At 42.3% G+C, this 24625-nt stretch carries 20 protein-coding genes, 1 other RNA gene and 3 pseudogenes; 21 read left to right on the top strand and 3 right to left on the bottom strand.

Annotated elements, in window-relative coordinates:
* Positions 1–7 precede the first annotated feature (7 nt).
* The 12 genes and pseudogenes from gap to ACCB35_RS18985 all read left to right on the top strand — a co-directional run.
* Positions 8–1015, top strand: a complete 1008-nt coding sequence (gap, locus tag ACCB35_RS19040; RefSeq protein ID WP_044338275.1) for a type I glyceraldehyde-3-phosphate dehydrogenase — start codon at positions 8–10, stop codon at positions 1013–1015.
* Between the two features lie 182 nt (positions 1016–1197).
* Positions 1198–2382: a phosphoglycerate kinase gene (gene pgk, locus ACCB35_RS19035; protein ID WP_044338274.1), complete on the top strand. Its 1185-nt coding sequence runs from the start codon at positions 1198–1200 to the stop codon at positions 2380–2382.
* Between the two features lie 63 nt (positions 2383–2445).
* Positions 2446–3210, top strand: coding sequence for a triose-phosphate isomerase (tpiA, locus tag ACCB35_RS19030; protein WP_044338273.1), 765 nt, complete (start codon positions 2446–2448; stop codon positions 3208–3210).
* Positions 3203–4738, top strand: a complete 1536-nt coding sequence (gene gpmI, locus ACCB35_RS19025; protein ID WP_374054868.1) for a 2,3-bisphosphoglycerate-independent phosphoglycerate mutase — start codon at positions 3203–3205, stop codon at positions 4736–4738. The genes tpiA and gpmI overlap by 8 nt, the downstream gene beginning before the upstream one ends.
* Positions 4739–4751: 13 nt before the next feature.
* A complete protein-coding gene (gene eno / locus ACCB35_RS19020) occupies positions 4752–6044 on the top strand; it encodes a phosphopyruvate hydratase (RefSeq protein ID WP_044338271.1) in 1293 nt (430 codons plus the stop codon).
* A gap of 521 nt (positions 6045–6565) precedes the next feature.
* Positions 6566–6793 carry a preprotein translocase subunit SecG gene (gene secG, locus ACCB35_RS19015; protein ID WP_044338270.1) on the top strand — a complete coding sequence of 76 codons (228 nt, stop codon included), beginning with the start codon at positions 6566–6568 and terminating at the stop codon, positions 6791–6793.
* Between the two features lie 363 nt (positions 6794–7156).
* A complete protein-coding gene (locus ACCB35_RS19010; protein WP_044338269.1) occupies positions 7157–7903 on the top strand; it encodes a carboxylesterase in 747 nt (248 codons plus the stop codon).
* 27 nt (positions 7904–7930) lie between these two features.
* A complete protein-coding gene (gene rnr, locus ACCB35_RS19005) occupies positions 7931–10276 on the top strand; it encodes a ribonuclease R (RefSeq protein WP_374054867.1) in 2346 nt (781 codons plus the stop codon).
* Positions 10277–10396: 120 nt separating this feature from the next.
* Entirely contained in the window at positions 10397–10867 is a 471-nt protein-coding gene (smpB, locus tag ACCB35_RS19000; protein ID WP_044338267.1) for an SsrA-binding protein SmpB, read from the top strand.
* A gap of 150 nt (positions 10868–11017) precedes the next feature.
* Positions 11018–11381, top strand: a transfer-messenger RNA (tmRNA) gene (ssrA, locus tag ACCB35_RS18995).
* A gap of 368 nt (positions 11382–11749) precedes the next feature.
* Complete coding sequence (locus ACCB35_RS18990) at positions 11750–13228, top strand: MATE family efflux transporter (RefSeq protein WP_374054866.1); 1479 nt, start codon at positions 11750–11752, stop codon at positions 13226–13228.
* Between the two features lie 137 nt (positions 13229–13365).
* A pseudogene (locus ACCB35_RS18985) lies at positions 13366–13591 on the top strand (four-helix bundle copper-binding protein); the annotation flags it as partial.
* Positions 13592–13642: 51 nt separating this feature from the next.
* On the opposite strand, the gene ACCB35_RS18980 reads toward ACCB35_RS18985, so the two are convergent.
* Both ACCB35_RS18980 and ACCB35_RS18975 read right to left on the bottom strand, forming a co-directional pair.
* The gene (locus ACCB35_RS18980; RefSeq protein ID WP_374054865.1) at positions 13643–14563 is read right to left on the bottom strand and encodes a F510_1955 family glycosylhydrolase; all 921 of its coding nucleotides are present in this window, start codon (positions 14561–14563) and stop codon (positions 13643–13645) included.
* A gap of 17 nt (positions 14564–14580) precedes the next feature.
* Positions 14581–14699 (bottom strand): annotated as a pseudogene (locus tag ACCB35_RS18975) (DNA-binding response regulator); the annotation flags it as partial.
* Between the two features lie 149 nt (positions 14700–14848).
* Here ACCB35_RS18975 and ACCB35_RS18970 point away from each other — a divergent pair.
* The 6 genes and pseudogenes from ACCB35_RS18970 to ACCB35_RS18945 form a co-directional block, all read left to right on the top strand.
* Positions 14849–14965 (top strand): annotated as a pseudogene (locus tag ACCB35_RS18970) (DUF1541 domain-containing protein); the annotation flags it as partial.
* A 221-nt stretch (positions 14966–15186) separates the two neighbouring features.
* A complete protein-coding gene (locus ACCB35_RS18965; RefSeq protein ID WP_374054864.1) occupies positions 15187–15669 on the top strand; it encodes a CopY/TcrY family copper transport repressor in 483 nt (160 codons plus the stop codon).
* Positions 15670–15671: 2 nt separating this feature from the next.
* Positions 15672–15887, top strand: coding sequence for a heavy-metal-associated domain-containing protein (locus ACCB35_RS18960; RefSeq protein ID WP_044338265.1), 216 nt, complete (start codon positions 15672–15674; stop codon positions 15885–15887).
* An 18-nt stretch (positions 15888–15905) separates the two neighbouring features.
* Positions 15906–18362, top strand: a complete 2457-nt coding sequence (locus ACCB35_RS18955; protein ID WP_374054863.1) for a heavy metal translocating P-type ATPase — start codon at positions 15906–15908, stop codon at positions 18360–18362.
* 28 nt (positions 18363–18390) lie between these two features.
* Positions 18391–18669 carry a glutaredoxin family protein gene (locus tag ACCB35_RS18950; protein WP_374054862.1) on the top strand — a complete coding sequence of 93 codons (279 nt, stop codon included), beginning with the start codon at positions 18391–18393 and terminating at the stop codon, positions 18667–18669.
* Positions 18670–18873: 204 nt separating this feature from the next.
* A complete protein-coding gene (locus ACCB35_RS18945) occupies positions 18874–19434 on the top strand; it encodes a hypothetical protein (RefSeq protein WP_374054861.1) in 561 nt (186 codons plus the stop codon).
* A gap of 2 nt (positions 19435–19436) precedes the next feature.
* Here ACCB35_RS18945 and ACCB35_RS18940 read toward each other — a convergent pair whose 3' ends face one another.
* Positions 19437–20849, bottom strand: a complete 1413-nt coding sequence (locus ACCB35_RS18940) for a sorbosone dehydrogenase family protein (RefSeq protein WP_374054860.1) — start codon at positions 20847–20849, stop codon at positions 19437–19439.
* 248 nt (positions 20850–21097) lie between these two features.
* Between ACCB35_RS18940 and ACCB35_RS18935 the strand changes: the two genes are divergently transcribed.
* The 3 genes from ACCB35_RS18935 to qoxA all read left to right on the top strand — a co-directional run bounded on the left by ACCB35_RS18935 (position 21098) and on the right by qoxA (position 24617).
* A complete protein-coding gene (locus ACCB35_RS18935; protein ID WP_374054859.1) occupies positions 21098–21616 on the top strand; it encodes an undecaprenyl-diphosphatase in 519 nt (172 codons plus the stop codon).
* A gap of 757 nt (positions 21617–22373) precedes the next feature.
* Positions 22374–23201 (top strand): DUF2935 domain-containing protein, encoded by an 828-nt coding sequence (locus tag ACCB35_RS18930; protein WP_374054858.1) that lies wholly within the window; start codon positions 22374–22376, stop codon positions 23199–23201.
* A gap of 363 nt (positions 23202–23564) precedes the next feature.
* Entirely contained in the window at positions 23565–24617 is a 1053-nt protein-coding gene (gene qoxA, locus ACCB35_RS18925; RefSeq protein WP_374054857.1) for a cytochrome aa3 quinol oxidase subunit II, read from the top strand.
* Positions 24618–24625 lie beyond the last annotated feature (8 nt).

The raw sequence follows: 24625 nt of genomic DNA, 5'->3' as shown, positions 1-24625 counted from the left end.
ATTATTCATGGCAACAAAAATTGGTATTAACGGATTTGGACGTATCGGACGTAATGTATTCCGTGCAGCACTTAAAAATAACGACGTAGAGGTAGTGGCAGTTAATGACTTAACTGATGCAAACATGCTTGCTCACCTTTTACAATATGATACAGTTCACGGAACTCTTCAAGAGAAAGTAACTGTTGACGGTGACTACCTTGTAGTCGGCGGTAAAAAAGTAAAGGTACTCGCTGAGCGCGATCCTGCTCAACTTGGTTGGGGAGATCTTGGTGTAGATATCGTTGTTGAATCTACTGGACGTTTCACAAAGCGTGCTGACGCTGCGAAACACATCGAAGCTGGTGCGAAGAAAGTCATCATCTCTGCTCCTGCATCTGATGAAGATATCACAGTGGTTATGGGTGTTAACGAAGATAAATACGACGCGGCTAGCCACGATGTTATCTCAAACGCATCTTGTACAACGAACTGCTTAGCGCCATTCGCGAAAGTTCTTAACGATAAATTCGGAATCAAGCGTGGAATGATGACAACAATCCACTCTTACACAAACGACCAACAAATCTTAGACTTACCACATAAAGATTACCGTCGTGCACGTGCAGCTGCTGAGAACATGATTCCAACAACTACTGGTGCTGCGAAGGCTGTATCTCTAGTTCTTCCTGAGCTTAAAGGGAAACTGAACGGTGGAGCGGTTCGTGTTCCAACTCCAAACGTTTCTCTAGTAGACTTGGTTGCTGAACTTGATAAGAACGTAACGGCTGAAGATGTGAATGCAGCACTTAAAGAAGCTGCTGAAGGCGATCTTAAAGGAATCCTTGCTTACAGCGAAGAGCCTTTAGTATCAACTGACTACAACGGTAGCCCGGCTTCTTCTACAATCGATGCACTTTCTACAATGGTTCTAGAAGACAACATGGTAAAAGTGATCTCTTGGTACGATAACGAGAGCGGATACTCTAACCGTGTAGTAGACCTAGCTGGTTATATCGCTTCAAAAGGACTTTAATCCATAAAGTTTTGTAAATTGACATCATTAGCATGGTGATTGATGGATAAATTTTGTCCCACCATCTATAATGAAGATGTGGTGAAGGGGAGCGGGGAAGATTCCCCTCTCCCTTTTCTTATTGCTATTTCTATTTTTTTGAAAAAGATGTAGAAATTGAAAACTAAAGGAGGCCTTTTACGATGAACAAAAAGTCGATTAAAGATGTCGATGTAAGAGGGAAACGCGTATTTTGCCGTGTGGACTTCAACGTACCGATGTCAGAAGGCAAGATCACAGATGAAACCCGTATTCAAGCTGCTCTCCCTACAATCAAGTACTTAGTAGATGGCGGAGCGAAGGTCATTCTGGCTAGTCACTTAGGCCGTCCGAAAGGTGAAGTGGTGGAAGAGCTGCGTTTAACACCTGTGGCTGAACGACTTTCCGAACTTCTTGGGAAAAACGTAGCCAAAGCAGATGAAGCGTATGGTGAAGCTGTTCAATCAAAGATCGGCGACATGTCTGAAGGTGACGTTCTTGTACTGGAAAACGTTCGCTTCTACCCTGGGGAAACAAAGAATGATCCTGAGCTTGCGAAAGAATTCGCAGCCCTTGCAGACCTTTATGTGAACGATGCATTCGGTGCTGCCCACCGTGCACATGCTTCTACTGAAGGAGTGGCAAAGCACCTTCCGGCTGTAGCAGGCCTACTGATGGAGAAAGAGCTGGATGTATTAGGAAAGGCTCTATCCAACCCTGAACGCCCATTCACAGCCATCGTCGGTGGAGCAAAAGTAAAAGACAAAATCGGTGTCATTGACAACCTATTAGACAAAGTGGACAACCTGATCATTGGTGGAGGACTTGCTTACACATTCGTGAAAGCCCAAGGCCATGAGGTAGGAAAATCCCTTCTTGAAGAAGATAAAATTGATTTAGCCAAGCAATTCATGAAAAAAGCAGAAGATAAAGGTGTTAAATTCCTTATGCCTGTTGATGTAGTCGTTGCTGATGACTTCTCAAATGATGCAAATACGAAGGAAGTGGATATCGACTCGATTCCTTCTGATTGGGAAGCACTTGATATCGGACCTAAGACTAGAGCGTTATTCCAGGATACGATCAAAAGCTCTAAGCTTGTTATCTGGAACGGACCGATGGGTGTATTCGAATTAGAAACATTTGCAAACGGAACGAAAGCCGTAGCGGAGGCGTTAGCCGATGCAACAGATACATATTCTGTTATCGGTGGCGGTGACTCGGCAGCAGCCGTTGAGAAATTCGGTTATGCTGACAAGATGAGTCATATTTCTACAGGTGGTGGAGCATCACTCGAATTCATGGAAGGAAAAGAACTTCCTGGAGTAGTGGCTCTTAACGATAAATAATCGCTTCATCAAAGACCAACAATTTTGCTGAAACGATTTAAAAGAACAGAAAGGATGAGTACAATGCGTAAACCGATTATTGCAGGTAACTGGAAAATGAACAAAACGCTTGGAGAAGCTAAATCCTTTACTGAAGAAGTAAAAGGACTTGTACCTGATCAAGAAGTGGTTGATTCTGTCATTTGTTCACCAGCCCTATTTTTAGAAAGCCTGGTCCATTTAACAAAGGATTCAAAAGTGGCAATTGGTGCTCAAAACATGCACTTTGAAGAAAACGGAGCGTTCACAGGAGAAGTGAGTCCTGTAGCCCTTACTGACTTAGGCGTACAATATGTCATCCTTGGACACTCTGAGCGTCGTGAAATGTTCAATGAAACAGACGAGTCTGTGAATCAGAAGACACTTGCTGCTTTCAAACATGGATTAACGCCGATCGTTTGTGTAGGTGAAACATTAGAGCAACGTGAAAATAATGAAACAAAAGAACTTGTTGGTAACCAAGTGAAAAAAGCACTTGCCGGCCTATCGGCAGATCAAGTGAAACATACTGTCATTGCTTATGAACCAATTTGGGCAATCGGAACAGGTAAATCATCTACAGCGGAAGATGCGAACGAAGTATGTGCTCATATCCGTCAAGTGGTTTCAGGAGAATTTTCTCAAGAAGCAGCAGACGCAGTGAGAATTCAATACGGCGGTAGCGTAAAACCTGGCAACATCAAAGAATACATGGCCCAATCGGATATCGATGGAGCCCTTGTGGGTGGAGCAAGCCTTGAACCACAAAGCTTCTTGCAGCTTTTAGAAGGGGCAAGCACACATGAGTAAGTCACCAGTAGCGTTAATCATCTTAGATGGTTTTGCTTGCCGTAACACAAAAGAAGGAAACGCTGTTGCCCAAGCGAACAAGCCGAACTTTGATCGTTTGTGGAATCAGTACCCTCATAATCAATTAACTGCAAGTGGCGAAGCGGTAGGACTACCTGAAGGACAAATGGGGAACTCCGAAGTGGGTCACTTAAATATTGGTGCCGGACGTATCGTGTACCAAAGCTTAACACGTGTGAATTTAGCGATTCGTGAAGGTGAATTTGAAACCAATGCCACTTTCCTGGATGCGATCAACCATGCGAAAGCAAAAGGAACGAATCTTCATATCTTTGGACTTCTTTCTGATGGAGGGGTCCATAGTCACATTGAACATCTTTATGCTCTTCTTGGTTTAGCAGCAAAAGAAGGCATTAAAAATGTATATGTTCATGCTTTCCTTGATGGACGTGACGTTGGACCGCAAACAGCGAAAGGATACATCCAGGATGCTGAAGCCAAAATGAAAGAAATCGGCGTGGGTCAATTTGCGACGATTTCTGGTCGTTACTATTCCATGGACCGTGACAAGCGCTGGGAACGTGTAGAAAAATCTTACCGTGCCATGGTGTACGGTGAAGGCCCAAGCTATCATGATCCGATGGAACTTGTGAACGATTCTTACGAAAATGGAATCTACGATGAATTCGTCATTCCATCTGTTATGACAAAAGAAAACGGAGAGCCGGTAGCAACAATCAAAGACGAGGATGCTGTCATCTTTTACAACTTCCGTCCGGACCGTGCAATCCAAATCTCAAATACATTTGCGAATGCAGACTTCCGTTCTTTTGAGCGTGGAGAGAAGCATCCGAAGAATCTTCACTTTGTCTGTTTAACACGATTCAGTGAAACAGTTGATGGATTTGTTGCATTCAAACCGACAAATCTTGATAATACATTAGGGGAAGTCCTTTCTCAAAACGGACTGAAACAATTGCGTATCGCCGAGACGGAGAAGTATCCTCACGTCACCTTCTTTATGAGCGGTGGCCGTGAAGATGAATTCCCGGGAGAAAAACGAATTCTCATCGATTCTCCTAAAGTGGCAACGTATGACTTAAAACCTGAAATGAGTGCCTATGAAGTAACGGATGCTTTACTTGAAGAAATCCGTGAAGACCGTCAGGATGCAATTATCCTGAACTTCGCAAACCCGGATATGGTTGGACACTCAGGAATGCTTGAGCCAACGATCAAAGCCGTGGAAACAGTGGATGAGTGTCTAGGGAAGATTATTGACCTCATCACTGAAAAAGGTGGAACGGCCATCATCACAGCGGACCACGGGAATGCAGATGAAGTTTTGACCGAAGAGGGCACCCCTATGACGGCACACACTACGAACCCTGTCCCTGTCATCGTTACGAAAGAAGGAATCGAACTTCGTGACGGAGGAATACTGGGAGACCTTGCTCCAACCATGCTAGATTTATTAAATGTCAATCAACCAGCTGAAATGACTGGAAAATCACTAATTAAAAAATAAGGAGAGATTCTAAATGCCATTTATTACAGACGTATACGCTCGTGAAGTATTGGATTCACGCGGTAACCCAACAATTGAAGTAGAAGTTTACACACAATCAGGTGCTTTCGGACGCGCACTAGTTCCATCTGGAGCTTCAACAGGTGAATACGAAGCAGTTGAACTTCGTGACGGTGAAAAAGGCCGCTACCTTGGTAAAGGGGTACAAAAAGCAGTTGATAACGTAAACAACGAAATCGCTGAAGAACTGATCGGTTATGACATCACTGAGCAAGTAGCAATCGACCAGGCAATGATCGCTCTTGACGGTACAGAAAACAAAGGTAAACTAGGTGCAAATGCTATCCTTGGTGTATCCATGGCTGTAGCTCGTGCAGCTGCTGACTTCTTCGGAGTGGAATTATACCAATACCTTGGTGGATTCAACGCGAAGCAGCTTCCAGTGCCAATGATGAACATCGTTAACGGTGGAGAGCACGCTGACAACAACGTAGACATCCAGGAATTCATGATCATGCCTGTAGGAGCTTCTACATTTAAAGAAGGTCTGCGCATGGGTACTGAAATCTTCCACAGCCTGAAATCAGTTCTTAAAGGTAAAGGCTACAACACTGCAGTAGGTGACGAAGGTGGATTCGCTCCAAACCTTAAGTCTAACGAAGAAGCACTTTCTACAATTATTGAAGCAATCGAAAAAGCTGGTTACAAGCCAGGAGAAGAAGTTCTTCTTGCTATGGACGTTGCAGCTTCTGAAATCTACAACAAAGAAGACGGTAAATACCACCTTTCTGGAGAAGGCGTTGTTCGTTCATCTGCAGAAATGGTTGATTGGTATGAAGAAATGTGTAACAAATATCCAATCGTTTCAATCGAAGACGGTCTTGACGAAAACGACTGGGATGGTTTCAAACTTCTGACTGAGCGTATCGGTAAGAAAGTTCAACTAGTTGGGGATGACTTATTCGTTACAAACACGACTAAGCTTTCTCAAGGTATCGAGCAAGGTATCGGTAACTCAATCCTGATCAAAGTGAACCAAATCGGTACACTGACTGAAACATTCGATGCAATCGAAATGGCGAAGCGCGCTGGTTACACAGCAGTCATCTCTCACCGTTCTGGTGAAACAGAAGACAGCACAATTGCTGACATCGCAGTAGCAACAAACGCTGGTCAAATCAAAACGGGTGCTCCATCACGTACAGACCGCGTAGCGAAATACAACCAACTTCTTCGCATCGAAGATCAATTGGCTCACACAGCTCAATATCTTGGAGCGAAAACATTCTATAACGTTAATCGCTAATTGAAGTGATTGAAGAAAGGCAGCCCCGTCTTTGGATGGGGCTGCTTTTTTGGTATGACTTCTCATTTTTATAAATACCCTGTTTGCCAATTCGCGTTACGATTAAAGGGTTTTTAGCTAAAAAGGGGTGTGACAAGCAGAAAAGAAAGTTGCAGTGGTGACGTACTCGGTTTTAAATGATTTTTTACGGATAAGACCGGCCTCAGGGACTTTTTGAGGTGCTTTGACAATGAAGATCCAGCCGGTTTTGGCAATAATCCGGCCGATTTGGCTTAAAATCCAGCCGAAATGTGAAAGAATCCAGCCGTTTTCGATAATAATCCGGCCGAAATAGCCTAAAATCCGGCAAATTAACAGTTAATTCTAAATGAAAAATGTACATCGCGTCTCTATACACATCGACGCGCACTTTCATCCCTAACCAACTCTTTCCCACAATTCAAACAATATTACCTTGTCCACTGCATAATCCCTATGGTAAACTAGTAGTAATGTTATGTTCGTATCAGGAGGTGGGACTCATGCACACAATACTCGTCACTTTACTTATTATCGTATCAATCGCACTTATCGCCATTGTATTACTTCAGTCAGGTAAAAGTGCTGGACTTTCAGGGGCCATCTCTGGTGGTGCAGAACAACTTTTCGGAAAACAAAAAGCTCGTGGTATCGACTTAGTACTACACAGAATCACAATCGTATTATCAGTACTATTCTTCGTACTAACCATTGCCATCGTAGCTATCTAATACGTACAAAAACCTGATCATTAAGGTCAGGTTTTTTTATTTATCATGCAAGTGGTGTAGCGGAGTGATCCCTCTATGCGTGAAAAGAAACTTAGTTTTCAAGCGAATTATTGGATTGTCTGTCCAATGTTTGCTAAAAATAGAGAAGAAGAGTGGACTAAACGATCGTTTAACTGAACGAAGCCTATGAAATCAAGCTTTCCAGCTACTAATCAAACGTTTGTTTAATAAAAAAACCACTAAAATCTGATTACATAAAGAAATCATTTAAACAACCGTTTAACATGCTGAGGACCTTGAAACCAAGGTTTTTAACAACTAATCAAACGTTTGTTTAAAATGAGATAAAAGGAGTTATTAGTCATGAAAACCGCATTACCAAAACCATTCACTTTTGAAGCAGGTCCCCGTGCCGTACTATTGCTTCACGGATTCACCGGAAATTCCGCCGATGTACGAATGCTTGGACGTTATTTAGAAAAGAAAGGATATTCTTCCCACGCCCCTCACTATAAGGGACATGGTGTTCCCCCTGAAGAACTGGTCCACACGGGTCCAGAAGATTGGTGGAAGGACGTCATGGACGGATACGAACATTTAAAGAGCAAAGGGTACGAAGAGATTGCCGTCGCGGGCCTTTCGCTCGGAGGGGTATTTTCTCTTAAATTAGGTTACACTGTACCTGTAAAGGGTATTGTCCCTATGTGTGCGCCAATGTATATAAAAAGTGAAGACGTGATGTATAAAGGGGTAGTGGAATACGCCCGTGAATTTAAGAAATTTGAAGGAAAACCGGAAGAACAAATTGAAAAAGAAATAGAAGAGTTCAAGAAAACGCCGATGAATACATTGAAGGCCCTGCAGGAGTTGATTGCAGATGTGCGTGAAAACGTGGATATGATCTATTCACCGACGTTTGTAGTACAGGCAAGGCATGACCATATGATCAATACAGATTCTGCGAATATCATCTATGACAACGTGGAGTCGGATGAGAAAGATATCAAGTGGTACGAAGAGTCCGGTCATGTCATTACATTAGATAAAGAAAAAGAACAGCTTCATGAAGACGTCTACGGTTTCTTAGAGAAATTGGACTGGACGGTTTGATGAATTCGATGATCAGGAGGGATTGTCATGGACGAAAATATTAAAGAGCATGTGGATAGGCTCCTTTCCTACATGAAGGAAGAAGCATACAAGCCATTGACGGTACAGGAGCTTGAAGAAGCATTCGGAATAGAAGGGTCCACGAACTTCAAGGATTTCGTAAAAGCTCTTGTCGTAATGGAAGAGAAAGGGTTAGTCGTTCGCACTAGAAGCAACCGTTATGGCCTGCCCGACAAAATGAATCTGGTAAGAGGGAAAGTATCCGCTCATGCAAAAGGATTTGCGTTTGTGATACCGGAAGAATCAGGTATGGACGATATCTTTATCCCTCCTAATGAAACGAATAACGCCATGCATGGTGATATTGTGTTAGTAAGAGTGTCTACTTCTTCTTCAGGTTCCCGAAGAGAAGGAACCGTCGTGAGAATCGTAGAGCGCGGTGTGGATCAAATGGTTGGTACGTTTACGGAAAGTAAACATTTCGGATTCGTCATTCCGGATGATAAGAAGTTTGCGAGTGATATCTTTATCCCGAAATCTGCTCAAATGGGTGCAACGGAAGGACATAAAGTAGTAGTGAAATTAACTTCCTATCCTGAAGGGCGCAAGAGTGCAGAGGGTGAAGTCATTGAAATCCTGGGTCACAAAAATGATCCGGGAGTCGATATTCTTTCGATCATCCATAAACATGGAATTGACGTTGAGTTTCCTGAAGAAGTCATGGATCAGGCGAATAATGTGCCAAGTGAAATAGACGAATCAGAAATTCCAAACCGAAAAGACCTGCGGGATCAGACAATCGTCACCATCGATGGTGCTGATGCCAAGGATCTTGATGATGCGGTAACGGTAACAAAGCTTGATAATGGAAACTATAAGCTTGGGGTACATATTGCGGACGTAACGTACTATGTAAAAGAAAGCTCTCCGATTGATCAGGAAGCTTTTGATAGAGGTACATCTGTATACTTGGTAGACCGGGTCATCCCAATGATCCCTCACCGATTATCGAATGGTATCTGCTCACTTAATCCCAAGGTCGATCGATTAACTTTATCCTGTGATATGGAAATTTCACCTGATGGCGATGTCGTGAAACACGAAATCTTCCAAAGCGTCATAAAAACGACAGAACGAATGACGTATTCAGATGTAAACAAAATCCTTGTCGATAAAGATGAAGAACTTCGTAAAAAATACGAGCCTTTGGTACCGATGTTCGAGGAAATGGAAGATTTGGCACAGGTTCTTCGTACGAAACGCATGAAGCGTGGAGCCATCGACTTCGATTTTAAAGAAGCGAAAGTGCTTGTCAATGAAGAAGGAGAACCGACGGATGTGGTGCTTCGTGAACGTTCGGTCGCAGAAAAGCTGATCGAAGAGTTCATGCTGGTGGCAAATGAAACGGTTGCCGAACATTTCCACTGGATGGAAGTGCCGTTCATCTATCGTATCCATGAAGATCCCAAAGAAGATAAGCTTCAGCGTTTTTTCGAGTTCATTACCAATTTCGGTTTAATCGTAAAAGGAACAGCCAATTCCATCCATCCTCGTGCCCTTCAGGAGATTGTCGAAGACGTACAGGGTGAACCTGAGGAAATGGTTGTATCAACAATGATGCTTCGTTCCATGCAGCAGGCGAAATATGACCCTGAAAGTCTGGGCCACTTCGGACTGGCGACAGAGTTCTACACTCATTTCACATCACCGATCCGTCGTTATCCTGACTTAATTGTCCACCGTTTGATCAGAACCTATTTGATCGAAGGAAAACTTGATCAGGCAACCCGTGAAAAATGGGGCGCTCAAATGGGCCACATCGCTGAGCACACATCAAGTCGTGAGCGTCGTGCAGTGGATGCAGAGCGTGAAACCGATGAACTGAAAAAAGCAGAATACATGGAAGACAAAGTGGGAGAGGAATACGACGGTATCATCAGTTCCGTTACGAACTTCGGACTGTTTGTCGAATTACCTAACACGATTGAAGGTCTTGTTCATGTGAGTTATATGACCGATGACTACTACCGATTTGATGAACGTCATCTCGCCATGATCGGTGAAAGAACGGCAAACGTATTCCGAATTGGAGATGAGATTACTGTTCGTGTCGTGAGCGTCAATAAGGATGAGCGTTCCATCGACTTTGAAATCGTAGGCATGAAGAACAATCGTAAGGAGCGCGAAGACCGTGTCCGCTCATTCAGAACAGACAATGGGAAATCTTCAGACCGCTCTAAATCGAATCGATCCTCAAACCGTAAAAAAGACGGAGAGTGGTCAACGCGTCCACCGAAAAACAACAAGAAGAAAAAGACGAATAAGAAACATTTTGAAAACGCGCCTCGAAGCAAACGTAAAAAGAAGAAATAAAGGTTCAGGAGCAATGGGATATCCTTTGCTCCTCTTCTTTTCCAAGTGTTTCGGTACAATTTTTCCTGGAGTTATGAGATAATAAACATTAAACGCTAGAAAGAAAAAGAGGGGATTCCAATGCCAAAGGGAGAAGGCAAGCTCATTGCCCAAAATAAGAAAGCCCGTCATGACTATGCCGTAGAAGAAACATATGAGGCGGGTCTAGTACTGCAAGGGACCGAGATTAAAGCGATCCGGGGCGGCCGCGTGAATTTGAAGGATTCCTTTGCCCGTGTTCAAAATGGAGAGATTTTCGTTCACAATATGCATATCAGTCCTTATGAACAGGGAAATCGATTTAATCACGAACCTCTCAGAACACGTAAGCTGCTGCTCCATAAAAAGCAAATAAATAAATTAATCGGTGATTCGAAGGAAGCAGGATATAGTATCGTTCCATTAAAGCTATACATCAAAAATGGTGTAGCTAAGCTTCTGATCGGCCTTGCCCGTGGTAAGAAGAAGTATGATAAACGTGAAGATTTAAAACGAAAAGAAGCCAACCGCTCTATCCAGAGAGAACTGGCTCAGCGCCAAAAAGGAATGTAACTATACAGATTTCCGGAATCTGGCATTTGCAATTATCTCAGGATTTGTTATACTAGTAGATGTCGCGAGGTAATTTTGTGGCTGTAAGAACAATTGAATAAGTGACTTACACGCTGAACTTATTCTTTCCCGTTCTTCCCTTTCTATCATGGGGACGTTACGGATTCGACAGGGATAGTTCGAGCTTAGGTTGCGAGCCGTGGGGATCGTCCACGATAAAACGTCAAAGCCAATAATAACTGGCAAAACTAACAATAACTTAGCTTTAGCTGCGTAATAGCGCTTTAGCTGTTCCTCCCTCCATCGCCTATGTGGTAGGGTAAGGGACTCACTCTTAGTAGGCTACGCCGGAGTCCACCGTCTGAGGACAAAGGAAGAGACTAATCAGACTAGCTGCACGGACGCCCGTCGATAGGCAGAAGCTGCAGTGAACTTGCGAATATATCGACTACGCTCGTAGACGCTTAAGTGGCGATGTTTCTGGACGTGGGTTCGATTCCCACCGTCTCCACCAAATACATATTTGGTGGTTTTTATTTTATAAAATCATATGAGGATCCTTGTATGTATCCTCTTTGTAATACAAGTGTAACCATGTTTTTGCTTTTTAGCATAAAACATGGTTTTTTTATTTCATTATTAGTCAGAAGGAATTATCTTTAAATATTATAATTTTGAAAAACTCTTCTTCAATACCTTTTGTTTTAAGTGATCTGGACTGTACTTTCCGTTTAAAATCGTTACCCGATGGACCTAGGCATGGGCATGTCCTATTGGGGGCCAGCCAAACTAAAATATACAATTTTCAAGAGGGCGCTCATCAATAAATATGAGCGTCTTTTTGTTTGCATAATTTCTTCATATTTTTCGGGAAAGATATAAGTGTCGTATATAAAGATGCTAGGAGGGACGATACTGACAACACATATTAAAGGTAAAAATGTTGATGAAGCAGATACTACTGGAAAAAAGATAAAGCTGATTCTTCTACTCGCACTGCCCGCAGTTGTGGAGAACTTTTTCCAGACTATTTTAGGTTTTGTAGATACGTACTTTGTTTCTAAGTTGGGGTTAATACAAGTTTCGGCTGTAGGGGTAACAAATGCTATACTGGCCATCTATTTTGCTCTATTCATGGCACTTGGCGTAGCTGCTAATGTATATATTGCTAACTTTATAGGTGCCCAAAAAATAGAGAAAGCCCGACACATTGCTCAGCAATCGATCATTGTTACGATAGTAATTGGTCTAATCACAGGAATCATTACCATTTTGTTTGCAGAGCCATTGCTTAAATTAATGGGGATTGATAACAATGTACTGGATGCGGGGGTGACATATTTTAGGATTGTTGCGATCCCATCTGTATTTATGGCGCTTATGTTCGTTTTGAGTGCCATTCTCAGGGGGGCGGGCGACACAAAGTCACCGATGAAAACGAGTATTGTCATCAACATAGTGAATGCGGTACTGGATTATGTGTTAATCTTTGGGTTTTGGTTTATACCTGAAATGGGGATAATCGGAGCAGCAAGTGCTACTGTCCTTGCCCGTGTTCTGGGAACCTTTATCCTATTCGGTTATATTCAAAAAAATACTTCATTAACGTTCAAAAAAGAGTATTGGAAAGTAGATTCTGTTCATCTAAAAGAACTGTTCATCCTAGGGACTCCCGCAGCAGGAGAGCGATTGATCATGAGGGCAGGTCAAATTGTTTACTTTGGATTTGTTGTCGCTCTTGGGACAAATGTATTCGCAGCCCATCAGATTGCAGGTAATATCGAAGTCTTTTCTTACATGATCGGGTTTGGGTTTGCCACAGCAGCAACGATTCTGGTTGGTCAGCAGGTGGGAGCCGGAAGATTTGATGATGCGAAAACATATGCAAAATTGTGTATGTATTTAGCGATAGGAAGTATGACGGTCTTCGGGATCATATTATTTAGCTTAGGCGGATCGGCTGGCAGTTTATTTACAGAAGACAAAGTAGTGATTGGGAACATTGGAACAGCATTGAAGGTCTCAGGAGTGTTTCAGCCATTTTTGGCGGTTGTCCTTATTTTAACAGGTGCATTTCAAGGAGCGAATAATACAAAATTTCCGATGTATTTAACAGGAATCGGTATGTGGGCTATCCGAACGTTACTTGTTTATGTGTTAGGGGTACAGTTGGAGTGGGGGCTGCTTGGTGTCTGGATAGCCATAGGTCTGGATATTGCTTTTCGAGCCGTCGTACTAACCGTACAATTTCATCGTGACAAGTGGATTGTGGTGAAAGTAGAGCCGGAGGAAGATCCAGAATCTCATTGCCATCCTCAAACGACGAAGGAAAGTATGTCAGGTTGTGTGAATAACTACTAAAAAAGATGGAGCAATTTTTCTCTCCATCTTTTTTCTATTTCAGGATTTAGTGATGTCCTTCGCCATCTAAAATGTACAATTCGTCCTGCACTTTAAATTTTCTATGTATACCCTGTGTTTATGATTTCAACATGATTAAAGTGTGTATCCGTTTGGACTGCGAATGTGCAGATATATGTGCATACTTAGAACAATCCTTAGTAAGGGGAACCCCCTTTGTAGCGGAAATCGCCCAGGTGTGTGCTGGTATTTATTTGTGAAACATGGGGGGAAGAATGAAAGAAACATGATCACGATAATCACTGCCAGAAATGTGCCGATGCATGTTTCAATTGTGCAGAAGAGTGTATGAAAATCGCGTAAACAAAAAGGAGTGGAAACAATTCGAATGGTCTCCACTCCTTATGAAATATCCTACTTTGTAACCTTTCCTTCATCTACAACTTCATCCCATGTCTCCCCATTATTAGTCGTTTGGTAGATATCATTGTTATAGGTCACGACCGTCCACTCATCAGAGCGTTCAGGGTTAGATGAGATATACATGATCGGATTATCTTGAGATAGTTCTGGAGTGGGGTAGAGTTGAATTTTGTTTGAGTCAAGATCCAGCTTATATAATTGTATCTTTCCTTCTGCAATACTGGAGAAAAGCCCTGCCTTTTCAGTTAAGTAGATGCTGGTTGTCGTTTGAGTATTCTCCACTTTTATAAAGGAGTCTCCGCCATCTTGTGATACAAATACCCCATCCTTACTGGAGATGGCCAGCATCTCTTTCTTTGAAGGGTGAACCGCAATATTTCCGATTGAAGTAGAGTCAAACCCTTTCATATCGGCCTTTTCCCAATTTTCCCCATCATTCATGGTGCGGTAAAGCCCTGTATCCATCTCCGAATTAGGCTCTTGGTTAATCGCATAAAGGGCCTGGGACTGGTAACCTGCACCGAGATAATGAAAGTCGGTTTCGCCATAGAATGCCAACTTGTTTAATGACTTGCCGCCATCCGTACTTTTGACCAATCCCAGTGGGTTTTTTAGTTTTGACCCCTCTTCCGGGTGTCCGCTGGAATAAAATCCATCTTTATACGGCTGGAAGCCCATATAATCGTGTTTATTGATATTGGTTTCGTACCAAGTGGAATCTTTGTATTTCATTAGCCCATCATGAGTAGCAATCACCAATTCGCCTTTATTATTTGGGTACCCGATTCCGTGGATGTGGTCGATGGTCGCATCTTCCGATTTGACGTAGGAATATTCCTCAATTGATGCAGAGCAGCCAGATACCATGATGCCTAATAAAGATACTAGTAAAAATGTTTTGATCTGTTTCATTGTTTCTCCTGCTTTCTTCAATATATTTTCCACTGATACCCAATCCCCCGTATGGTTTTTAAATGATGTTCGATCGGGAATCCGGCTTTTTCAATTTATCCCTCAGATTGCTGATATGGGAGTCGAAGAAATGGTCTCCAGAAATTTATGATTTCTATTACCAGTGTAACGGGAAAATATGAAAAATGTGTGCATAATGACTGATTTGACGGGACAGAATCAAGACAGGATTTAGTTTTTGTATATGTCACGAAAATATGACATTTATCCTTATGTTCTCCGTAGATTCATACAGTAGAAGAAATGGACGCCTATATGGTGGACTTCACTTTACCCACAGGAGGAGAAAAAATAAAGAACCATAAGTGGGCCACAGAAAGCGAATTATCACCAATTGCATAATAAAAAAGAGATGGCAATAGGCTCATCTCTTTTTTATAACGGCCAACAGGTAAATACGTTTATAGAATTTAACAAGTGGTACAGAATAAAAATGTTATCTAATCGTCCAATAACTGCCCATTTTAAAAAATACAGAACAAATCAGTTGACCAAAAACGATTACAGTTGTAAACTGTAAATGTAAATCGATTACAAATGTAAACAGATAGGAGGGGGGTTCATTGCCCGAAGAAGAAAAACCGGAAATCACGGATTCTGAATGGGAAGTCATGAGAGTCGTCTGGACGCTCAAAGAAGTGACCAGTAAGGAAATAAGCGCCGTCCTGCGGGAAAAGAAAGAGTGGAAGCCGGCAACGACGAAAACCTTTATTGGGCGTCTGGTCAAAAAAGGAATGCTGACAACTGAGAAAATCGGCAACCGGTTCATTTACAGGGCGGGAGTCAGTGAGGAAGAAAGCCTAAAGACACTGAAGTCAGGATTATTCACTCATATATGCAGCAGGGCAGTCGGCAAAACGATTGCCGATTTGATTGAAGAAGCAACGCTGAGTCATGATGACATTGCCTTGCTCCAACAAGTTCTACAAACGAAGAAAAAAGATGCTGTTGATGAGATCGCATGCAATTGCGTACCCGGACAGTGTACATGCAAGAAAGATCCCGGCATGAAATGCCATCATTTAAAAAATAGAGGAGTGTTTTAACAATGGAAAAAACTTTATTGAACGTATCTGGAATGACATGTGGAAATTGTGTAAAAAAGGTAGAAACGGTCCTGAATGGTCTGGATGGAGTGGAAAAAGCAAAAGTGGATCTCGAAAATGGAGCGGCAAAGGTGAAGTATGATGAATCGAAGCAATCTCCTGAGAGCTTGAGTAAAGCCGTTTCCGATGCGGGATATGCAACACAACCAAGTAAATAATAAAAGGTGGTTGGCACAATGACGGACAAAACAGTAAGCATCGAAGGGATGACCTGTGCCTCATGTTCCCAGGCCGTTGAGAAAGCAACAAAGAAATTGCCCGGTGTTCAACAAGCAAGCGTAAACCTTGCAACGGAGAAATTGAATATCACCTATGATGAAAATGAACTTTCACTTGAAGAGATCAAGAAAGCAGTGGATGATGCAGGTTACAAAGCGGTCTCTGAAATGGAAAAAAAGACGTTCAGCGTGACTGGCATGACCTGTGCATCCTGTGTGCAATCCGTGGAAAAGGCAACAAGAAAGCTCGATGGAGTCAAAGAATCGAATGTCAATATGGCGACAGAGAAAATGGTCATTGAGTACGATCCTGCCGTCGTCACCGTGTCCGATATCAAGGGTGCGGTCTCAGATGCCGGGTACGAAGCGCACGAGGACGCTGACGCAGAAGATACAGTGGACGAAGACAGGGATAAGAAAGAGCAGCACATCAAGACGATGTGGAAACGCTTCTGGGTTTCAGCCGTCTTCACAGTTCCCCTGCTGCTGGTTTCCATGGGGCATATGTTTGGGATGCCTCTACCCGAGGCCATCGATCCGATGGTTAACCCGTCTGGATTTGCCTTACTTCAACTGGTTCTTACGGTTCCCGTCATGATGATGGGAAAACCTTTTTTCAGCGTTGGCTTTAAGACACTTGTCAAACGACATCCCAATATGGATTCACTGGTTGCACTGGGGACAGGGGCTGCCTTTTTTTACAGCTTATTCGCTACCATCATGATCATAGCAGGCAGTGAAGGCTATGCAGAGAACCTCTATTTCGAATCGGCAGCCGTCATCCTCACCCTCATTACATTGGGGAAATATTTTGAGGCTCTATCGAAAGGGAAAACGTCTGAAGCCATCAAGAAGCTGATGGGGCTCGCCCCTAAAACAGCGACTGTCGTAAGAGATGGAGAAGAAGTCGAGATTTCGGTGGAAGAAGTGGCAGTCGGAGACAACATCATCGTAAAGCCGGGTGAAAAAATCCCCGTCGATGGAGTGGTGACTGAAGGAAAGACCTCCGTCGATGAAGCGATGCTGACAGGGGAAAGTATCCCTGTTGAGAAAACGAGTGGCTCGAACGTCATCGGTGCAAGCATTAATAAAAATGGCACCATCCGATACGAGGCAACCAAAGTCGGTAAGGATACGGCATTATCACAAATCATCAAGCTGGTCGAAGAGGCTCAGGGTTCAAAAGCCCCGATTGCCAAAATGGCGGATATCATTTCAGGTTATTTTGTTCCTATCGTCATCGTTCTTTCCATTCTTTCCGGACTCGCCTGGTATATAGCAGGGGAATCAGGTCTTTTCGCCTTTACGATCGCGATTTCTATTCTCGTCATCGCCTGTCCTTGTGCGCTGGGACTCGCGACACCAACGGCGATTATGGTCGGTACAGGGAAAGGTGCGGAAAATGGCGTGTTGATTAAAAGCGGTGGTGCCCTTGAAACGACACATAAAATCGAAACCATCGTATTCGATAAAACCGGCACCATTACAGAAGGAAAGCCGGTGGTGACGGATATCGTCACGTCAGAATTCATTTCAGAAGAAGAACTCCTGATTCTTGCTGCTTCAGCTGAAAAAGGATCTGAGCATCCTCTTGGAGAAGCGATTGTCCGGGAGGCAGAGGAAAGAGGACTCTCCCTCCGCAAGACTGACTTTTTTGATGCCATTACGGGCCAGGGAATCGAAGTGACGGTAGACGGAGACGATCTGTTGCTTGGAAACCGCAAGCTGATGGATGAAAATGGAGTCGAAGTCGGTGAATTGGCAGAAGTATCGGACCGGCTCGCTGCCGAGGGTAAAACACCGATGTACATCGCCATCGAAGAGGAAATCGCGGGCATCATTGCAGTAGCCGATACGGTGAAAGAAACAAGTGTTCAAGCGATTGAAAAGCTTCACAGAATGGGACTCCAGGTGGCAATGATCACGGGAGACAATAAGCGGACCGCGGAAGCCATTGCGAGAGAAGTCGGAATCGACCGCGTGCTGAGTGAAGTACTGCCTGAAGACAAAGCCAATGAAGTCAAGAAGCTTCAGGGAGAGGGCAGGAAAGTGGCGATGGTCGGAGACGGAATAAACGATGCACCCGCCCTTGCGCAAGCTGATATCGGGATTGCCATCGGCTCAGGTACAGACGTGGCGATGGAGTCGGCAGACATCGTCCTGATGAGAAGTGACCTCATGGACGTACCGACAGCCGTCGAACTAAGTAAAGCGACCATAAAGAACATCAAGCAGAACCTTTTCTGGGCGTTTGGTTATAATATCCTAGGTATTCCAATTGCGATGGGAATCCTGTATCTGTTTGGAGGCCCCTTACTAAATCCTATGATCGCAGGAGCAGCGATGAGCTTCAGCTCCGTATCCGTGTTGCTGAACGCCCTTCGCCTGAAAGGCTTCAAACCATCAGGAGTTTAGTTCTATAAGAAAGGAGCAGAGGATACAAATGGGTAACAACCTTATATTAGAGCTTTATACCCGTCCGACCTGTTCTGATTGTCAAGCTGCTAAAGAATACTTGAGCGGACATAACATTGACTATGTTCATAAAAATGTAGGCGAAGAGGAAAGGTTTGAAAAAGACCTTAGAGAGATTTCTGGCTCAAGGGTGGTTCCATCCTTTGCCTTTTACAAGAGAGGACTATTCGGTAAGAAAAAGCTTGTAAAGAATTTTATTGGATTTGAAAACAATAAAGAGGAAATCAAGAAATGGTTAGGAAAATGAAAATAATAGTCAACTATAAAGCGGGCCAATATGGCCTGGCTTTTTTTTTGCAAAGGAAATCAAATTATTATTACGTAACAGCTTTTTTCCTCCACAAACCGATGCTAAGATGAGAAATAGATAGATCATTAATAATAGTTCCGCCTCTAATAAATGGTAAATAGTATGTAGGGTAACTGATACCAATTTGAGTGGGGTGGAAAGGTGAATGATTTTAAACCTGTTTCTGATGACGTTCGTTCATCTCAACGAATATTCAAAAATCATAAAAAAACGATGAAGTTCAGTTTAGTGTCTATTTTTTCCTGTATTGCTGCTATCCTGCAGGCTGCTGGCGGCATTTTACCAGGTATAGGATATTTAATAAGTCCGCTTGCCACTGCACCTATTCTGTTGTGTTCCATTTTTTCCATTCCATTTGGGATGATATCCTATTTTCTAACAATGATGTTGTTATTCATCCTGCAGCCAACTGAACTAATTGTATACCCTTTTACAACAGGATTATTAGGAATAGGTATAGGGGGGGCTTTTCACTTTTTTGGGGAGAGAATAAGTATCGTTGCTACAGGTGCCATTCTTTTAATGGTAGGAATTATGAGTCTGCTATTTATTCTTGGCTTCCCCGTATTAGGGCCGGCATCCCCTGGTTCCTTTTCATTTCTTACAACGGGAATTATATTTTTATTTGCTTTTCTTTATAGTTGGTTATGGGTTGAATTGGCTTTAATCCTTTATAAAAGATTAAAGAGGATGATTATTTAGGATTATGGAATGATTTCAAAAACAGTGCCTTGGTTAAGGTCAGTCACATTCGTAGAGCGATAAACCCCTAAATATAATCTTGTTTGCTTCAGATTCGTCCCCAAATTAACATAATAGGCGGATTGAGACCCAAACTCATAATCGGTCTGTATCACACTAAACTCATTTGGTTTACCATTTCGCCTTACAGTGGTGTAAGCTAAAGCCCCTCTAACCTGAGGGGTGGAACCTTTCCGGGCAAGATCGGTGAACACAACGCTTCCTGTTAACCCAGGGATTCGTTTCCCCATATAAGGCTGGACTCCTGTAAGTGCGGTTCCTTCAAACGTATCGGGTCTGGTGTCTTTATGAAAATAACTAGTCAATGGATGAAGTCGGTTCCCTGAAAGTGTTACAGCTTCATTGTAAAAGGCAATGGTTTTCTCATCCAAGTCAGGATTTTGTGGGCAGGCTCCTATAATCGAAGCAGGAAAATCACCTTCCCAGCCCCGCCAGCCAAAGTTAATAAAACCTTCTTTGTCATATTTGAAGTTCATGGAAGACGCTTGAACTAGCTGAGTAACCTGTAGTGGTTGATAATGAACAAATGAGAAAATCGACTCGACCAGATTCTGTCCGACATTTCCCGCATATTTAATATATTGATTATAATATCTTTGAAAGGAAATACCTGGTATATTGCGAACCCCCTTGGCCATTACAGTTAGCGTTTCCTGAATAGATGTAGGAAGTTCATTGAAACGAGTGACAATGGGCGGTTCATTGATGGGTGTATCCTTACTTACATCAATTTCAATTATTTTACCAGCTATTTCCAGGTTGCCCTGGCTTAAGTTAAATGGATCATAACCAGACCCGCCATCTCCGGTTGTTAAAACAAGTTTACCTGTTTCGGGTGAGAAATTTAAACTATTGAACCCATTATGATTATAAAATGGTCTTCTTAAATTAAGCAATGTCCGACGTTTCCTGTGTTTTCCATTCGACTGTAACATCCATTCTTCGATCGTATCAATATGATCATATTGCTTTTCTCTGTTTCTCCACCTTAGGTTTAATGTTGCAGAATCACACGGGTCAGGCTTAAAAGAATCAGAAAGAGCACCTGATCCCTCTGTTCCGGCGGCTGAATAATGAAGATAAAAGAGACCGTTATAAGTAAAATCTGGATGAAACGCCAGCCCCAGTAATCCCCGTTCATCATATCCACGCCCGGAAACACCCAATTTTAGAATTCGTGAGCGTATATCTATAAAGGTCCTGATCACTCCATTTCTTATGTAAAAGATTTCCCCAACCTGGGTTGCGATAAATAGTCTTTCCTTTGAGTCACCCGGGAGTATAGCCGTTTTCAAAACAGTGGGTAAATTGATCTTACTTACGATGGGCTGTAAACCAACTTTTACTTTTATCAACTGACTTTGCCCTCCTTATTATTGTTTTCTTATTATAAGAATATGATTTGGACCGTCTATTAGTACAAAATCAGGAGGCATTTGGAGCGGTTTACAACACATGTTTACTGGTGATGCTGTGAACAGGTATTGACTACTGTCTTTATGAATTGGTTTTAAATCAATAAAAATGAATTCATATACGGATTATTACATACATCACGATTTAAAAGGGAATTGTATTGGTATCTATAAATGGAGGTATACTTATGGACTATAAACTATTCAGGGCAATCAACCTGCTTTCTGGACGCTCGGCCCCGGTTGATGTGCTGATGATCTTTTTATCAAAAAAGATTCGTTATGTGTTTATACTTGTTTTGATACTCATGTGGTTTCGAAATGAACATTATAGAAGGGTGTCTTGGAATGCCGTGGTATCTTCGGGGATTACTTTGTTTCTTCACACTTTGGTTAATATATTCTACTTTAAACCGCGTCCATTTGCCAAACGAAGGGTCGGCATACTAATTCCCTCAAAAACGGATTCTTCATTTCCAAGTAAGCATACCTTGCTGGCATGTGCCGTTTCTATGTCCATTATTCTTTATGATCGTTTCCTTGGTTCGATCATGTGGGTATTATCTGTGTTGACAGGTTTTTCCCGCATTTGGCTGGGACATCATTATCCATCTGATATTATCGGAAGTGCCATTATGGCCTCCATGACCAGCATGGTTGTGGGTAAAACTACTGGAAAATTTATGGATGAAAGAATACAGCACTGAGTGTAGATTCATTTCAATGGCGTGAAAATAAAATATACGAAAATAGCAACGGCAGAAAAAACCTCTCATCGTTCTCTTACGTTGAGAGGTTTTTTTCCTGCGGGGACCACAGGGTGACCTATAAACTTCCACTTGGTCCTCCTTTTTCCTCCTCTTTGAAAAAACTTTTTCATAAAAATACTGAAATCCATACATCAATACCGATTTTAATAAAAAGAGTAAGGACAGTTGTATCCTTGTAAACCTGATCAGGGTGACATATCCGATTCTCTTGAACCAATTCAACATGAAGATGGTGAAGAAAGAAACAACAATCAAATTAACTAGAAAATAGAACATGAACTTCCCGTAGGTGTATTTGAAAATCCAAAATGATCCAACAAAAAAGGGACCTAGAATCAATGGCAGTTCAGCCAATACATTCGGTTTTATGGAAAAAGGGAACCACCACCATTTCCTCCGGGTAGCTAATATGCCCTCTGCTACTAAATATACGCACATAAATAGTGTGCCGGGTAGAAATCTTTTTAACGTTTTTTTGCGCAGAAGTGGAAGGGACAGCCAGGGGAGCAAGGTCATTAACGTAATCATTTGTTTCCTATTCTTCATAGAAGGACATCCTTTACATCATAGTGGTAAATATTCTTCCTTTTTTATGAAAAACTTATGTATCTTCGTGCGCGTTCTTTAATCTATATGAAGTCCTTCTTTTTTAACTCCTGATTAAATATATAAATAATAAAAAGGAGGTAAAGATGTGGCTAATCTAATGATCACGACATGGGAGGAGCACTTATTCTGGCTTGAAGTATTACAGGACCATGCTTATTTCATCAGGGACCACTTATCTGCAGCTGAAGCAGAGTATGTGGATGTTTCACAGCAGTATATACAACTATTTGGGGGGCTAATCGACCTATTGAACCGTGTGCCGCGTACAGCAGACCATCGGGATGAAACCATGGTCCGGTTTTCAAATAAAGTTTGGCCAGTGGCCAAAGGCTATTTTGATTTTGAAGGCATGCTGCAATCGTTAAGGATCGATAATAAAGTGAATCTTAATTTATCCCCTACCTACCTAAATGGCACGCTTGCAGAAAACCAGGAATACTTGCGGCTTTTAGAGTATCTGAAGAAGGCGGAAGAGCCGGAGCCGCTTCCGTTGGTGGATTTGATGGATTTATGGCTTGAAGATCAGCTGGGGCACGCCGTGTTATTTCAAAACGTACTCGATCCCATTGAAATTAACGCGAGCAGGCAGGCGGAGGCTTATATTAACCAATATCAAGCATATATCATTCAAAACCGGCATCTGAAAGGATATCTCAGATTTAAGCAACCTGGCTTCGCCAGGCAGAGGGAATTTGCCTATGAAGTTGGTCAAACGACATTGGAAATGAGTCAGTATATCTCTGGGATGGTCATGAAATACAATAAGAAAAAACTGCTGAATAAAACCACTCTCCGTTTTTTAGAGCATCATTTTCCAGAAACCTGTTATTTTATTAAAAAGCTCAGCTATTATTCTCCAAAGCTCAAGGAGGCAGCAGGGACTTGCTCATTAAAAAGAGCCGCCTATTTATAATAGATGGCAGGGGATACTTGAAAGTTTATCGGTATAAAGGAATTCATTCATGTTTAGCGGGAAAGGTTCATGGATACGAATGAATTAATGGAAGGTGAATGGCAGTAGGAATAATCGGGTAAAACGTTATTTTTCTAAATAATCAGTCCATAAAACGCTCTCAAAATTATTGTTGAATAATTTTGAGAGTTATTTTTTTGTCTCCCGAGCAATTCTTTCCAACATTGTTACCGTTCTGTGAATAAACTTCGACGAAATTTCGAAAATCTGTTTAAAGTTTAGTGAAACAAGGGTACCTTTTAATAGAATTTGATAGTATAGGTCTACAGTGATAAATCCGACATAAAGGAGGGTGATTTCCCTATGTTCAATAAATTCAAGCCATACTTGATTGTCTTGATCAGTCTGGTTTCATTATTTTTCATCATTATATTCAGTTCGGGTAGTGAAATGATCATTCTCGATCCGAAAGGGCCGGTTGGGGCCTTGCAGAAAGATCTGATCATGCTGTCAATCTACTATATGCTTGGCATCATGGTTGTCGTTCTTTCCTTCTTTACTGTTATTCTCCTAAAATATCGAAGCAGTAAAAAGGATAGTGATTACAAGCCCGAAATGCACGGGAGTACGAAATTAGAAATTATATGGACGCTTATTCCTGTACTGATTGTTATCGCCTTGTCTATCCCAAATACAAAGGCATTATATGAACTAAAGGAAGCTCCTAAAGCAACTGCTCATAAAGATCCGATTGTGATCCATGCGACTGCTGCCGATTGGAAATGGATCTTCAGTTATCCAGAGGAAGGTATTGAGACAGTGAATTATGTCAATGTACCGGAAGATCATCCCATTTTGTTCAAGGTGACGGCTGCAGATTCCATGGCTTCCTTCTGGGTGCCGCAAATCGGCGGACAGATTTATGGGATGCCTGGAATGGTGAATGATTTATACTTACAGGCTGATGAGCCGGGTACTTATGATGGAAGAAACTCAAACTTCACTGGTGAAGGAATGACACACCAAAAGTTTGATTTTGTTGCGTTAGAAGAAGAGAAGTATGAAGAGTGGGTTCAAGATGCTCAGGAGAATGAGCCAAAATTAACCGAAGAAACATATGAAAAACTAATGCTGCCTGACACGGTTGATAAAATGACCTTTTCATCCACTCATTTAGCCTTTGTTGACCATGGAAAGAACTCTGAATATGCCATGGCGATCAGAGAGAAATATGGTGTGGAGGCATCTTCACATGGTGCGGATAAAAATGCTGAGTCAAGTCATGGAAATCATGGTGATCACGGAGACATGGATGATCATGATAACCATGAAGACCATGATGGAATGAAAGATCATGAAGACCATGACGAAGAAGAGCATAAAGACCATGAAAATAACGCAGGACATGAGCACTAAGAAAGGAG

This window comes from Rossellomorea sp. FM04394 (genome assembly GCF_041889765.1).
In the GTDB taxonomy this organism is placed as follows: Bacteria; Bacillota; Bacilli; order Bacillales; family Bacillaceae_B; genus Rossellomorea; species Rossellomorea aquimaris_B.
The sequence above is the reverse complement of the archived record's forward strand: the minus strand, read 5'-3'. Positions and strand labels throughout refer to the sequence as shown.

What these genes read in the sequence shown, in the direction of transcription:
- eno (WP_044338271.1), top strand. Translation starts at nt 4,752, where the DNA reads ATGCCATTTATTACAGACGTATACGCTCGTGAAGTATTGGATTCACGC.
- pgk (WP_044338274.1), top strand. Translation starts at nt 1,198, where the DNA reads ATGAACAAAAAGTCGATTAAAGATGTCGATGTAAGAGGGAAACGCGTA.
- ACCB35_RS18955 (WP_374054863.1), top strand. Translation starts at nt 15,906, where the DNA reads ATGACGGACAAAACAGTAAGCATCGAAGGGATGACCTGTGCCTCATGT.
- smpB (WP_044338267.1), top strand. Translation starts at nt 10,397, where the DNA reads ATGCCAAAGGGAGAAGGCAAGCTCATTGCCCAAAATAAGAAAGCCCGT.
- secG (WP_044338270.1), top strand. Translation starts at nt 6,566, where the DNA reads ATGCACACAATACTCGTCACTTTACTTATTATCGTATCAATCGCACTT.
- rnr (WP_374054867.1), top strand. Translation starts at nt 7,931, where the DNA reads ATGGACGAAAATATTAAAGAGCATGTGGATAGGCTCCTTTCCTACATG.
- qoxA (WP_374054857.1), top strand. Translation starts at nt 23,565, where the DNA reads ATGTTCAATAAATTCAAGCCATACTTGATTGTCTTGATCAGTCTGGTT.
- gap (WP_044338275.1), top strand. Translation starts at nt 8, where the DNA reads ATGGCAACAAAAATTGGTATTAACGGATTTGGACGTATCGGACGTAAT.
- ACCB35_RS18980 (WP_374054865.1), bottom strand. Translation starts at nt 14,563, where the DNA reads ATGAAACAGATCAAAACATTTTTACTAGTATCTTTATTAGGCATCATG.
- ACCB35_RS19010 (WP_044338269.1), top strand. Translation starts at nt 7,157, where the DNA reads ATGAAAACCGCATTACCAAAACCATTCACTTTTGAAGCAGGTCCCCGT.
- ACCB35_RS18960 (WP_044338265.1), top strand. Translation starts at nt 15,672, where the DNA reads ATGGAAAAAACTTTATTGAACGTATCTGGAATGACATGTGGAAATTGT.
- ACCB35_RS18935 (WP_374054859.1), top strand. Translation starts at nt 21,098, where the DNA reads ATGGACTATAAACTATTCAGGGCAATCAACCTGCTTTCTGGACGCTCG.
- gpmI (WP_374054868.1), top strand. Translation starts at nt 3,203, where the DNA reads ATGAGTAAGTCACCAGTAGCGTTAATCATCTTAGATGGTTTTGCTTGC.
- ACCB35_RS18950 (WP_374054862.1), top strand. Translation starts at nt 18,391, where the DNA reads ATGGGTAACAACCTTATATTAGAGCTTTATACCCGTCCGACCTGTTCT.
- tpiA (WP_044338273.1), top strand. Translation starts at nt 2,446, where the DNA reads ATGCGTAAACCGATTATTGCAGGTAACTGGAAAATGAACAAAACGCTT.